The 13,429-nt window shown below is 34.4% G+C and carries 13 protein-coding genes; 2 read left to right on the top strand and 11 right to left on the bottom strand.

Annotated features, from left to right (window positions below):
* Positions 1–6 precede the first annotated feature (6 nt).
* The 6 genes from AT726_RS06565 to AT726_RS06540 form a co-directional block, all read right to left on the bottom strand.
* Positions 7–504, bottom strand: coding sequence for a DUF1700 domain-containing protein (locus AT726_RS06565; RefSeq protein WP_055275518.1), 498 nt, complete (start codon positions 502–504; stop codon positions 7–9).
* Between the two features lie 7 nt (positions 505–511).
* Positions 512–823 (bottom strand): PadR family transcriptional regulator, encoded by a 312-nt coding sequence (locus AT726_RS06560; RefSeq protein WP_055243069.1) that lies wholly within the window; start codon positions 821–823, stop codon positions 512–514.
* 142 nt (positions 824–965) lie between these two features.
* Entirely contained in the window at positions 966–1,736 is a 771-nt protein-coding gene (locus AT726_RS06555; protein ID WP_055243070.1) for a PepSY domain-containing protein, read from the bottom strand.
* 185 nt (positions 1,737–1,921) lie between these two features.
* Positions 1,922–2,599, bottom strand: a complete 678-nt coding sequence (gene ispD / locus AT726_RS06550; RefSeq protein ID WP_055243073.1) for a 2-C-methyl-D-erythritol 4-phosphate cytidylyltransferase — start codon at positions 2,597–2,599, stop codon at positions 1,922–1,924.
* A gap of 60 nt (positions 2,600–2,659) precedes the next feature.
* Positions 2,660–3,670: a class II fructose-bisphosphatase gene (glpX, locus tag AT726_RS06545; protein WP_055243076.1), complete on the bottom strand. Its 1,011-nt coding sequence runs from the start codon at positions 3,668–3,670 to the stop codon at positions 2,660–2,662.
* Positions 3,671–4,140: 470 nt separating this feature from the next.
* Complete coding sequence (locus AT726_RS06540) at positions 4,141–5,721, bottom strand: FUSC family protein (protein ID WP_068759269.1); 1,581 nt, start codon at positions 5,719–5,721, stop codon at positions 4,141–4,143.
* Between the two features lie 280 nt (positions 5,722–6,001).
* Between AT726_RS06540 and AT726_RS06535 the strand changes: the two genes are divergently transcribed.
* Positions 6,002–7,222, top strand: a complete 1,221-nt coding sequence (locus AT726_RS06535; protein ID WP_068759268.1) for a cation:proton antiporter — start codon at positions 6,002–6,004, stop codon at positions 7,220–7,222.
* Between the two features lie 32 nt (positions 7,223–7,254).
* Here the strand turns inward: AT726_RS06535 and AT726_RS06530 are convergent, their stop codons facing one another.
* From AT726_RS06530 to radA, 3 genes are read right to left on the bottom strand one after another with little or no spacing between them, the layout of a single operon-like run.
* Entirely contained in the window at positions 7,255–8,274 is a 1,020-nt protein-coding gene (locus AT726_RS06530) for a YobA family protein (protein WP_068759267.1), read from the bottom strand.
* Between the two features lie 14 nt (positions 8,275–8,288).
* Positions 8,289–9,122, bottom strand: coding sequence for a DUF4349 domain-containing protein (locus tag AT726_RS06525; protein WP_068759266.1), 834 nt, complete (start codon positions 9,120–9,122; stop codon positions 8,289–8,291).
* Positions 9,123–9,154: 32 nt separating this feature from the next.
* Positions 9,155–10,543 carry a DNA repair protein RadA gene (gene radA / locus AT726_RS06520; protein ID WP_068759265.1) on the bottom strand — a complete coding sequence of 463 codons (1,389 nt, stop codon included), beginning with the start codon at positions 10,541–10,543 and terminating at the stop codon, positions 9,155–9,157.
* A 232-nt stretch (positions 10,544–10,775) separates the two neighbouring features.
* Here radA and hflX point away from each other — a divergent pair, with 232 nt between their 5' ends.
* On the top strand, positions 10,776–12,041 hold the full coding sequence (gene hflX / locus AT726_RS06515; protein ID WP_055275505.1) for a GTPase HflX: 1,266 nt from the start codon (positions 10,776–10,778) through the stop codon (positions 12,039–12,041).
* Between the two features lie 39 nt (positions 12,042–12,080).
* On the opposite strand, the gene AT726_RS06510 is transcribed toward hflX, so the two are convergent.
* Positions 12,081–12,638 carry a hypothetical protein gene (locus tag AT726_RS06510; protein ID WP_068759264.1) on the bottom strand — a complete coding sequence of 186 codons (558 nt, stop codon included), beginning with the start codon at positions 12,636–12,638 and terminating at the stop codon, positions 12,081–12,083.
* 3 nt (positions 12,639–12,641) lie between these two features.
* On the bottom strand, positions 12,642–13,151 hold the full coding sequence (locus AT726_RS06505) for an RNA polymerase sigma factor (protein WP_055243497.1): 510 nt from the start codon (positions 13,149–13,151) through the stop codon (positions 12,642–12,644).
* Positions 13,152–13,429 lie beyond the last annotated feature (278 nt).

Raw genomic sequence — 13,429 nt, 5'->3', positions numbered from 1 at the left:
ACTTTCTTAATCTAATTTTTCACTAATTCGCTTATATCCCAAGTAACCAATATAGATTGAGGCAATTCCAATATTTAAAAACAATAAACCTAATCCTAATATCGCAATCATAAGTCCTGCCGATAACTGGAATAGTAAAAAACCTCCAATAATTAAGCGAAGAGCAGTAATTAAAAAGAATAGTGAGACAAACAATGAGATAATGCAAACAACAATAAAAATTGCCTTTTTAATTACATCATCGTTTGTTTTCTCTCTTATATTAAAAACAATCTGCTTGTTTTGTGCGGATACAGTCTCTGTATCAGTAAATGATTGTTTAATCTCCTGTGCAACTTTTTTAGGTGACCCTAGTTTAGATAAGATTTCACGTTCATTGATCTTTAAGTCAATCATTTCATTAATTTGTTCCTCGTAAGATTCTAAAATATCTTTACGATCATCTTCTGAAATTCCCTGTAATTCTTGATATAACTCTTCTAACCATTGATTAAGAACATTCATTAATTAATCACACTCCTTTCAATAAACGTTGAACAGAATCTACCATCTGATCCCATTCTCTTATTAATGTTGCCAAATAAACTTCCCCTTCAACTGTCATTGAATAATATTTACGTGGAGGGCCTTCATTCGATTCTCTATTATACGTACTTAAATATCCTTCTTTCGTTAATCTTCTTAACAATGGATATATCGTACTTTCTGTGACCTCTATATAAAATGAAACTTTCTGAACTGTTTCATAACCATATAAATCATCTTGTTGAATTAATTTTAAAACACATAGCTCTAAAACACCCTTCTTATACTGTGCATTCATAATCCATCTCCTAACAACAATAAGCTGCTATTCTAACCTCCCTTTGAATAAGTTATCTATCAAAAAGACTTGTGATATGATAACACAAGTCCATTAAATTTAAAATATTTTTTCATTTTTATATCATTATTTTATATATTTATTAGTCTAATGTTGAATCCATACTTCTTGAAATAATACTTCCATCAACACCACTGATTTCAAAATCATATTCTGTTGTTCCTTCAACAACCGTCACATCATACACTAAAACACCCATTTCATAGTCAAATGAAATTTCAATAATAGTTCCATTTGGGACTTGACTTAAAGCAATTTCTCTCGCTTTCGCTTCATCAATTGTTACTCCTTGCGTATTCGTTGAATTAGAAACTTGGTTAATTAACTCTTTATCTTGACTTACAATACTACCATCAACAGCACTAATTTCAAAGTCATACTTATATGTCTCATCAACTACTGTCACATCATAAACTAAGCGAGCATCATCGTGATCTAGTTTGATACTAACAATTGTTCCTTTTACTTGATTATTTACAATTTCTTTAACCTTTGCTTCATCAATTGTCACCGTGTTCGTTCCTGTTGGATGATTTTCTAAACTTCTTTTTAAGATACTTCCGTCAACAGCGCTAATTTCATATTCATATTCAGTCGTTCCATTAAGAACCGTAATATCATAATTAGGCGTATAATCATCCATATCATATGAAAATTCAGTGACTTGACCGCCACCGGCTTCTTTTAATGCGATTTCTTTTGCTTGTTGTTCATCAATTTTTGCTTGATTCGTTGTATTAATATTCGTATTAGGATTTGAATTTGTTGTTGGATTAACCGGTTGGTTGTTTGCTGAGCATCCAAATAAAACAAATCCAGTTAATAACATTGAATATAACGCTGTCTTTCTCATAACAGTCCTCCTTATAAATTGAATTATTATTATTTTTATAAAATTTACCTTTTTTATGTATTAAATAGTTATGTATTTTATAATTTATCCTCTAATTATAAATTAACTACTATGCATTATACACTATTAGTATAACAAACACTACTGTATATTGTCTAGTAGTGTGTTAAAAAAAGTAGCTGTATCTATTCAGCTACTAATAATTGTTCAGCCATTAATAAATCTTCTGGTGTCGTTAACTTAATATTTGTATAAGCACCTTTAACGACACAAACTGGTATATCCGTATACTTTTCGATTAAACTCGCTTCATCTGTTCCTAAGAAATGTGTTTTTTTTGCAGCTTCATGAGCCTTTTTTAGTAACTCAGTCGGTGCGGCTTGAGGCGTTTGAACACTGTACATCTCATCACGATTTGGCGTTTCAACAACTACTCCATTTACGACACGCTTCATCGTATCTTTTACTGGAACAGCAACAATTGAAGGATGACCCTTTTTCGCTAATTCAAAGCATTCTGAAATCATTTGTTGTGTCACAAATGGACGTGCTCCATCATGAACTAACACCACTTCTTCACGAACAACCTGTAATCCATGATAGACACTATATTGTCGTTCTGACCCACCTGATACGATTTCAATACGAGGGTTCTTTACCCCGGCATCACTTAAAAGTTGTTGCATCGTTTCAATTTCTAATTCATTGACAACTAAAACAACTTGTCCACATGTTACATCATTTAAAAACTTTTTTATCGTATGAACAACAACTGGTTGTCCTTTGATTTGATGTAACATTTTATTATATCCAAGTCCCATACGACTTCCAATTCCCGCTGCTAAGACTATTGCACTATACATCTTTACACCTCTGATAATAAATAAGCCCCCATTTCAGTGGGGGCTCTTTCATTTTAAAAATTATAAAATAATCTCTTTAATTTGATCATCTTTACGATCTAAATAGTGAACTGATTGAATACGACGAACAGTACGAGATTTCCCACGAATTAATAATGTTTCTGTTGTTGCCATTCCATCTTCACAAATAATTCCTTCTAATAAATCACCTTTTGTGATTCCTGTTGCTGAGAACATCACGTTATCGCTCTTTGCCATATCTTCTAATTTTAAAATTTGACCTGGTTTAACACCCATTTCATCGCAACGACGTGCTTCATCTTTACTCATACGAATATTTTCTTCTGTTTCACCTTTAACATCTTTACGTAAAACTAAACGTCCTTGCATATCTCCATCTAAAGCACGAATAACAGCAGCTGAAACAACACCTTCTGGTGCTCCACCAATTCCATAAACCATATCAACTTCACTAAATGGCATACAAGTTAAGATTGAAGCAGCAACATCTCCATCTGGAATCGCAAACACACGTACACCTAAAGCTTGCATTTGTTTAATTTGCTCATCATGACGTGGTTTAGCAAGTGTCATCACTGTCAAAGCTGATAATGGCTTGTTTACTGCCTCTGCTACACGACGAATATTTTCTTCTAATGATAAATTTAAATCAATAACACCTTTTGCTTTTGGACCAACAATGAGTTTTTCCATGTACATATCTGGTGCTTTTAAGAATGACCCTTTCTCTCCAACGGCTAACGTTGTCATCGCATTTGCTTGTCCCATTGCTGTCATACGTGTTCCTTCAATTGGGTCTACTGCGATATCGACATCATCACCAAATCCAGTTCCAACACGCTCTCCGATATATAACATTGGCGCTTCATCGATTTCACCTTCACCAATGACAATCTCACCGCGAATATTAATCTCATTTAATACGTGACGCATCGCAAGTACGGCAGCTCCATCTGCTGCGTTCTTATCTCCGCGTCCTAACCATTTATACCCTGCTAAAGCAGCTGCCTCAGTGGCACGAGAAAACTCAATTGCTAATTCACGTCTCATGTTGAAACCCTCCTAAATGATAAATTTCCTCTCTCATTATATCAAAAAATGTTAATTATTGCTGAACTTTCGATGATTTCTGAAACAATTTTCACTATCTTACCGCAGTCATCTTATCCATCAAAAACACTAAACTGTCTTACAAATGGCTGACCTTCGCAACTACTTAAAATTTCCTCATTTTATAGAAGCCTAATTAATTTTCGCTTCCTAAAACATTTAGCAAAACTTTAATCTATCAGATGTAGCCATAGAGAATATCTTTTTAACAAACTAGTAGAACACTATTTATCTAGTTTTTAACGAATCAAAGATATCTGTTACGGCATATAGAACCTCTTTTAAAAAATTCAGACAATTAAAATTTATGCTAAAAAGGTGAAAAAATGATCAGTTTCTATATAACTTTTACTTCTTCCCTATCTTTCATACAAAAAAATCACCTCTAATAAATTAAGAGGTGATTTTTTTTAAATAGCTTTAGCTAATGCATCAAAACTAATCGTTAACCATTCTTGGTATTTTTCTTTTTCTATTTGTCCCACTTGTAGAAAATGATAAGCTTCAACAATCATTGAATGAGGATAATCTTTTGGATCAAGTAATAAATGCTTTTTATCTTTTTCATATAAGTCCAAATAATGTTGACTAACTTCCTGTTCACGAATAGTAAACAAGAATTTATTTCCGATATATGCCACAAAAGCCCCAATGATAAGATAAAAAACACGATTTCCAATCACAATAGATCCTGTTGTTCCAATAATAGCAGCCCCTAAAGCTTGAACGGTTATAAAAATCATCTTCAAATCATAACGATTCATATACGTCCCAATATAAGAAGCAACCAAAACAATCATTGCTAGCTGGGAATCATTTTTAAATACGCTAATTAAAATAATAAATAAAATAACACCAACAAAGGTCCCAAGGAATCGATAAATTGTTTTCTGACGACTCTCCTCGAATCCTGGCTGAACAAGGGCAAGAATAGTAAAACAAAACCAACGTCCATAAGTCAGATTAAATAATTGAACAATAAATAACGAAAGTCCAACTAAAATAGCTAATCGAAGTGAAAATTTATAAGCATATGACTCTTTATCAATTCCCTTGACAAATTGTTTTAATAATCCCTGCTTATAAAGAGGATATTCTTGCTTTTTGACACCCTGTAACACTTGAACTGCTTTTTTAAAATTAATGATTGAAACGGGCATTGCGTCCTTTTCCCACTTACTAATTAATTTGTTGGCATCTGATAAATCTCCTTCTTGTAGGTCTTTAATAAAGGTATAAAGTTCATTAAGCACTGTTTTATCAATATGCCCTGCTTTATAATCTTGGGCTACATCGTCTAATAAATAATACATTTTTTCAAATGCAATTATTTCAGTTATGCGATACATACTTTCTGGCGTTAACGGCCCTTCAAAACTTCGTCTATCGTATGTTACTTTCATAAATTGACTGACTCCATCTTGAAGCGACATCGCCTCTTCTGGATAGCTACGATTATCTCCTGCAATGATTCGTTCCATTCGCTGATGCAAACAGGTTAGTACCCTATCTAATTGTGTATTTAAAATGTTAGTGTAAGTGTTTCGATTAAATACCCATTGTAATCCAACAATCATAAACGTCCCGCCAGTTAATGCAACTAGACGTCCAGGTAATTCACTTAATGTTGGAGGAGAATTCAGGGTTAAAAATAAATAACCTAAAATAAAAGAAAAATGATACGGCTTTTTATTTCCTGCTACGGTACCGTAAGTCACATAAAAAATAAAGAAGAAATTAATTACTAATCCTAGAATAGGATTTAATAAGGTTAAATAACTTAAAATTCCCATCAATAAATTAATGATCAATAATTCAATAGTTAACACGCCTAAGTTTTGTGTTAAGTCTTTTTCAGTAATAGCTAATCCAATGATTAAAACAACAATTCCAACCATCTTATTAGTCACTCCAAAAATATTTTGAAAAAACATGACAAAGACCAAATTTAAAATAAACATAATTGTCTTTGAAATAAATTTTTGTTTCACTAGACCACCTTCCCCCAAAAAATTTAATATTGAATAATTTAACAAATAAGGATTAGAAAGTCAAATCATTATTTGTTAAATTATCTTTTGAAAGTTAATGTTTGGTCTATTTTTTATTATTTTATAAATCTTATAACCATTAAATGAAAAAATAAATTATATTGAATAATTGTAAAATTTTACAAAAATGAAATCGTTTTTCATAACTTTTTCAATTGTAAATACTGGAATATGGGGGTATAATTTCTCAATGTGAAAAAATTAGGAGGGAGTAGAAACGATGTTGTCTTACGAATTTCTATTTGACATTGCTTTAATTTTAATGAGTACAAAGCTACTCGGATTACTAACTAAAAAAATTCAATTACCACAAGTTGTAGGTGCCTTGTTGGCAGGATTATTACTCGGCCCGGCTTGTTTAAACATTTTACATGAAACAGATTTTATTCTCCAAGTCGCTGAACTAGGCGTGATTGTTTTAATGTTTACGGCAGGGCTCGAAACAGATATTAAAGAATTGAAAAAGACAGGAAAAGCTTCGATTGTGATTGCTATCCTAGGGATGATTATTCCCCTAGCTGGTGGATTCGCTCTTGCTTCAATGTTTAATAAAGGCGGAATCTCAGATGCAGCTGCTGCACCGCTATTACAAAATATCTTTATCGGAATTATTCTTACTGCGACATCGGTGAGTATTACGGTTGAAACATTAAAAGAACTCGGAAAACTAAATACTCGTGCTGGTAATGCAATTTTAGGTGCCGCCATCATCGATGATATTTTAGGAGTCATCGCCTTAACGGTCGTAACAAGTGCAACAAGTACAGATGTGAGTATCGGACTTGTATTGATTAAAATCGTATTATTCTTTATTGTTGGTGGGGTTGCCGGATTCTTATTCTCTAGAGCAATGGAACACAGCATGAACCGATATAATATGGATCTCAGACGATTCGTTGTTTTATCATTCGTCTTCTGTTTATTATTATCATTCTGTGCTGAACACTTCTTCGGAGTAGCTGATATTACTGGAGCATTCATGGCAGGGTTAGTTTTATCAAACACACCTCGTAAACATTACATCATGAATCGTTTTGAAACAACGGCTTATATGTTATTATCACCTATCTTCTTCGCAAGTATCGGAATTAAAGTTGTTATTCCAGAAATGACGCCGGCTTTAGTCGCCTTCTCAGTTGCTTTAGTTATCATGGCTATCTTAACAAAAATATTAGGTTGCGGACTTGGGGCTAAGCTATGTCGCTATACTACTAAAGAAGCCATTCAAATTGGAACAGGAATGGTTTCAAGGGGAGAAGTTGCCCTCATCGTGGCTAGTAAAGGTTCAGCCTTTGGATTAATGGGAACTGTCTTCTTTGGACCAATCGTAATTATGGTTGTTGTGACAACAGTTATTACTCCTGTCCTACTTAAAATAGTCTTTTCTAAAAAATCTAGTGTTGTTAACAACGAACCCGCTTTTGAGCAAAAAAACGCTTAATCAAAAAAAGACCAAACTTATTTGGTCTTTTTTTATTCTCTAATAATAATATTTTCAGCTGATAAAGAGTAACCAAAAAGATATAAATCATCTGACTGTTCAAAATCTTCATCATCCGTGCCTATTGATTCAAATGAAAAGAGACTGCTAAACGAGGTCATACCGCTACCCGTAGTAAATACTCGAGTTTCTTTATAACATCTATTATAATCTCCTTCTATATCTGCCACAGTTGTAAATGTTTCATACGTTACCCTTCCATCTTTACTCGTTTCAATCCGAACAATCTCTGTCATTGCTGTATATTCTTTTCCTTGATAACTAAATGTTTGTGTCCAACTATTTCCGACTTCAAGCGGCAATTTTAATAAAACTTTATTAGGTATAATCGAATTTAATAATCTGGAGTCTTTTAATTGATTATAAGGATCTTCATTATAAATCTGTTCAATAACCATTTCATCAGTAATTTCATAGGTTAATTGGAATAACCGATCCACGCTTTCTCCATACCCATCCGTCATCATCCCATCAAATATGATCTGAAAGACAGATCCAAATTCTTGAGCTTTTTTTAACGTTTGAAAGTGGCCATATTCAGCATACCCATTAAATAATTGATTCAGACCGACGGTTTTAGGAAAAATATCAAGTAACTCTTGATTATACGGATTTTCTGGAGCCATAGTCATCTCATCCGATTCTTCTTTCGGAATTTGAAGTTGATTTAAAATCTCATATGATTTAGCTTGGGTCTGGGATGGATAACTTTCTGCAATCGTGCCTGAAATGATTACACGTAATTTCATCCCCACTTCAACACCTTCGACATTTGAAACAGAAATTAAATCATAATCCCCCTCCATCCATTCTTCATAAGTCTTCACTAAGTCATCCATGCTGATTTCCTTTTTTTGAGATAATAACACCGAAGCCTCACTAATTTGAAGAACCGTCCCCTCTATCGTCATAGCATTGTCAACTTGCCAGATTTGCGAACACCCCAATAAGATGAGAATGAGGATTCCCCCACTAATCAACCATTTCTTCATCTTCTACCATCCTTTCATCGTTTCCGTTTACGTCCCCTAAATAAACATCGCATAATGAGTATGACCACGAATAAAATGACGACATATGGAACTAGCCCGATCAATTTAACTAATAACCAACGTGTCACTTGGCTAATTCGATTCAGTTGAACGGACAGCTCATTTTGAATCATTACTCCCCATCTTGAATCATCTTGGATTTCTTGCTCTTTCAGTTCAAAAATGATCGTCACTTTATTTCTCGCAACATCATCTTGAGCTTTCAAGGCAGACCATTTATCCATCTCTACTTGAACTCGTGCTAATTCTTCTTCGATTTTGATAATTTCGCTAACGGTCTCTGCCTCTGAAAGCAGTGTCTGATATTTCGATTGTTGCATACTTAAATTCGATAACCAACTATCTATATCTTCCGTTACTAAGACTTCACTATTAGTATATGTCTCCATCTGAGTAATTTGCCCTATGAGCTCAACCTGCTGTAAAAATTCTTCCACCTCTGTTGACTCAATTTCTAAGATACATGAACCCGTGTAGCTTTCCAACATTTGATCTATTGCTACTAAACTAGATGACATCACCGTCCCCGATCCCTGTTGAACTAATACATTTAATTGTGATAAACTCTCACTAATTTGTGAAACATTCATTTTAATTGAAATATTAAAATACGTCTGAGATGACTCATCATTGATTAATGACGACGAAAGCGATGGGATTACCTCATCGCTTTCGTCACTTTCTATTCTTTCCTTAAATGATAATGGAATTAAACTAACAAGAATAAGTACCATAATTGCTGTTATCATCAACCAAAAGACACGCTTTAAAAAATTCCATACTCCCAAATCCGTCGCCCCCTTCAATAAGCTGGCTACGACTAGAACTTCAAATCATCTTTAAACATTGCTTTAAGTGCATCCGAAATGGTATCAACCCCAACAATCTCCATTCCTTTTGGAGCTGTCCATCCACCTATATTTTTCTTTGGAATAATTGCGCGCGTAAACCCAAGTTTTTTCGCTTCTTTGACACGCTCTTCGATACGAGAGACACGTCGAATTTCACCGGTTAATCCAACCTCTCCCATATATACATCGCCACTTGGCGTCATCTTATCTTTATAACTTGAAACAATACTTGCCACAATCGCTAAATCGACAGCCGGTTCATCTAACTTTACACCACCAGTTACTTTTACATATGTATCTTGATTTTGTAAGAAGAATCCCATACGTTTTTCAAGCACAGCTAAAATCAAAGATACACGATTATGATCCACTCCAGATGCCATTCGTTTTGGATTACCAAATGAAGTCGGCGTTAATAATGATTGAATCTCAACTAAGATTGGACGTGTTCCTTCAATTGATGCCATAATCGCCGTTCCTGGTAATCCTTTCGTGCGATCTTCTAAGAAGACCTCTGAAGCATTCGTCACTTCATCAAGCCCCTCTTCTTTCATATCAAAGATTCCAATCTCATTCGTTGACCCAAATCGGTTTTTAACTGCTCGTAAAATACGATACGTATGATGACGATCTCCTTCAAAATATAAGACAGTATCCACCATATGCTCGAGTAAACGTGGCCCAGCGATATTTCCATCTTTCGTCACATGTCCGACAATAAAGACTGAAATTCCACCAATTTTAGCAATTTTCATCAATTGGGCCGTACATTCACGAACTTGCGAGACACTCCCAGGTGCCGATGTTACCTCTGGCATATGAATCGTCTGAATCGAGTCGATAATGACAAACTCTGGTTTTAACTGTTGAATTTGACGTTCAATTAAAGTTAAATCTGTTTCTGCGTAAATATATAAGTGCTCGCTACTTACTCCTAAACGCTCAGCACGAAGTTTAATTTGACGAGCAGATTCTTCTCCTGAAACATATAATACTTGAACATTTTTATGCGCTAAATCTTGTGCCGTTTGTAAAAGTAGTGTTGATTTCCCAATCCCAGGCTCACCCCCACACAGAACAAGTGATCCACGAACAATTCCACCACCAAGAACACGGTTAAGCTCACTCATTGATGTCTGAATACGTGCTTCCTCTTTTGTTTCTATCTCTTGTAGACGTTGAGGTTTTGCCATACTTTCACTTGCTACAAAGCCACGGCGCTGTTCTGCCTTTGTGGGCTTTAATTCCTCCACCATCGTATTCCATTCGCCACAACCTGGACATCTTCCGACCCATTTTAAACTTTCTGTCCCACATTGCTGACAGAAAAATGATGTTTTTGTTCTTGCTTTCGCCATAAAATGCCCTCCTTATAAACTATATTAATTTCTATCTTTAATTATCACATAACTCAATCAGATATCCTAGCAAGAGATAAATCTTTTTCATCCAAACGCATACAATATAATAGAGCGATATCAAACTATATGAGGACTAGTAAACTCACTTAAATTTACGATAATATTTCTATTTTACCTTTTTTCTAGTAAACTTATAGTAGTTTTTGAAAATATGACCTGAGGTGATGAAATGGAAGAAATCATTCAACGCGCCATCTTAGTTGGAGTCGATTTAAATAATGATAAAAATTTCGACTATAGCGTGGAAGAATTAAAAAATCTAGCTGAAGCATGCTCCGTTCAAGTCGTTGGCGTTCTAACGCAAAAACTTGAACGTGTGAACCCAGCTTGCTATATTGGAACAGGAAAAGTTGACGAGGTTGCTTTACTTGTTGAACAAAATGATGCTAATCTTGTCATCTTTAATGATGAATTATCCCCATCGCAAATTCGTAACCTTGAGCATGGACTACAATGTAAAGTCATCGATCGTACGATTTTAATTTTAGATATCTTCGCAAGCCGTGCTAAAACGCGTGAAGCACAACTTCAAGTTGAAGTGGCCCAACTTAAATATATGATGCCTCGTTTAATTGGACTTAATGCTTCCTTATCGCGACAAGCCGGTGGAATCGGATCGAAAGGGCCAGGGGAAAAGAAATTAGAACTTGATCGTCGTCGTATTGAAGAACAAGTTCATAAACTAAACAAAGAATTAGACTCTCTCGTTCTTGCCCGTCAAAATCAACGTAAACTTCGTAAACGCAACTCAACGCCTGTCGTTGCTTTAGTTGGATATACGAATGCCGGTAAGTCAACAACAATGAATGCTTTACTGACTGTTTCAAATGCTCAATCAGAAAAATCAGTTTTCGAGAAAAACATGCTGTTCGCAACACTTGAAACATCAACTCGACACATTCAACTACCAGATAATAAACAATTTTTATTAACAGATACGGTTGGATTCGTTAGTAAACTGCCTCACCAGTTAGTCAAAGCATTCCGTTCAACACTAGAAGAGGTAACAGAAGCTGACTTATTACTTCACGTGGTAGACTTATCACATCCAGAGTTTCAAACTCAGATTGAAATCACGAATAAAGTGCTTGATGAATTAGGAGTTAAAGAAACTCCAATGGTGTATGTCTACAATAAGGCTGATCTTGTTGAAGATGAATTCACACCTAGTACAAAAGAGGCCGTTCGTATTTCAGCTAAAAACTTAACGAATATTGATACCTTAATCGATTGTATTAAATCACACATTTTCCAACACTATGTAAAAGCTAGCTTTTTAATTCCTTACGATCGCGGAAATCTCGTTTCTTACCTAAATGAACATGCGAATGTTTTTGACACAGAGTATTTAGAAAATGGAACGTTAATTACCGTTGAATGTTCTGAGCATGATGCACATCGCTTAGCTGAATATAAAGTAAAACCACTCAACTAGTTGAGTGGTTTTTTTGCTCTTGTGGATTTGTGGATAACCCTATCTACAAAGAATGGTGTAATTTGCTATTAATGATTCAACCAGTTCATCCTGCATATCAGCATACAAGAATAAACTTTTTTCACCTAATCGAATGACTTGCAATGAAGTTTGAGAACACACATCAAAGTTATCCACAGTTGTGGATAATTCAACATAGTAACCTTTAACATCATCCACGATGATTGGTGTTACGGTATAAGATGTTTCAATATGAGGGGTTCCAATCCTATAAGTTAGATTTAGTTGATCCATAACCATTTTTAGTGTGTCAAGTGGAGTTTCTACCTGACGAGTATTGACACTCAAGTCATCATTTAAGGTAGAAATAAGGTTTAATGAATGATTGGTTGATTCCACTTTTGGAATTAAAATAAATGCCATCAAACAAACAGCAACGAATCCTAATCCACTACTCATCCATCTCCAGCTTAATCGAGACGTTAGCATTGGTTTCTCGTTCATAATATAACGCAACGTCTTTTCTTTTAGTTGTTTATCCATTTCAAGTGAATCGAGTTGTAACTTCATCGCTGATTTAATCTTCTGATCATCCATACCTCACACCTCACTTTCATTCATCATTTTTTTTAATTTTTGACGTGCTCGAGATAAACGACTACGTACTGTTCCTTCAGGAATTTTTAATATTTCAGAAATCTCTTCATATGATAACTCTTTATAATAAAACAATAAAATAACTTCTTTATATTTTGATGGTAGTTTTTGAATTAATTCATATAACTCTCGATTCGTCTCTTGTTGCGCTATATCAAAAGGTTTTTCGTAATCATTCTTCGAATCTTGATAAACCCCAAAGGTGGTGACTCGCTTAATCCAACTCGTTCTCAACATATCTTTACACGTATTGATTGTAATTCGAATGAGCCATGTTTTTTCACTGCTTTGATGTTGAAATTTATCATAATTTTTCATGACCTTATAAAAGACTTCTTGAAAAACATCTTCTGCTAATTGCGTATTTTTCATATAGAAATATGCAATTTTATAAACTTCTTGCCCGTATGTTTCAATAAGTCGTTCGACTGGTTCATGGGTGCTTAAACTCACTCATTTCACCTCTTTCATATATTAGACGTTTCATCCTATGATTTCATTCCCATATGACTGAATAAATTATAACTAAAAAAACGACAAAAAAAATATTTTTTTGTCGTTTTTACTACTTTTACTCATTTTAAAAGCGACTCCCAAGAGTCGCTTAATTTAGATAGAAATGGATAAAAACTTTAAATAAACGTCTTAATCGACCTTGAAAACAGGCTAGTAATAAAAACGGTCAAATGTTAACAGTACAAAAAATCACTGCTTCTTATCTATATAAGTCC

It is taken from the genome of Turicibacter sp. H121 (assembly GCF_001543345.1).
In the GTDB taxonomy this organism is placed as follows: domain Bacteria; phylum Bacillota_I; class Bacilli_A; order MOL361; family Turicibacteraceae; genus Turicibacter; species Turicibacter bilis.
Note: the sequence above shows the minus strand (reverse complement) of the source record. Positions and strands in the feature narration are given on the sequence as shown.

Bases quoted from the DNA above. Each gene is read 5' to 3' on its own strand.
- AT726_RS06565 (WP_055275518.1), bottom strand. From the start codon at position 504: ATGAATGTTCTTAATCAATGGTTAGAAGAGTTATATCAAGAATTACAG.
- AT726_RS06535 (WP_068759268.1), top strand. From the start codon at position 6,002: ATGTTGTCTTACGAATTTCTATTTGACATTGCTTTAATTTTAATGAGT.
- AT726_RS06555 (WP_055243070.1), bottom strand. From the start codon at position 1,736: ATGAGAAAGACAGCGTTATATTCAATGTTATTAACTGGATTTGTTTTA.
- AT726_RS06560 (WP_055243069.1), bottom strand. From the start codon at position 823: ATGAATGCACAGTATAAGAAGGGTGTTTTAGAGCTATGTGTTTTAAAA.
- radA (WP_068759265.1), bottom strand. From the start codon at position 10,543: ATGGCGAAAGCAAGAACAAAAACATCATTTTTCTGTCAGCAATGTGGG.
- hflX (WP_055275505.1), top strand. From the start codon at position 10,776: ATGGAAGAAATCATTCAACGCGCCATCTTAGTTGGAGTCGATTTAAAT.
- ispD (WP_055243073.1), bottom strand. From the start codon at position 2,599: ATGTATAGTGCAATAGTCTTAGCAGCGGGAATTGGAAGTCGTATGGGA.
- glpX (WP_055243076.1), bottom strand. From the start codon at position 3,670: ATGAGACGTGAATTAGCAATTGAGTTTTCTCGTGCCACTGAGGCAGCT.
- AT726_RS06510 (WP_068759264.1), bottom strand. From the start codon at position 12,638: ATGGATGATCAGAAGATTAAATCAGCGATGAAGTTACAACTCGATTCA.
- AT726_RS06530 (WP_068759267.1), bottom strand. From the start codon at position 8,274: ATGAAGAAATGGTTGATTAGTGGGGGAATCCTCATTCTCATCTTATTG.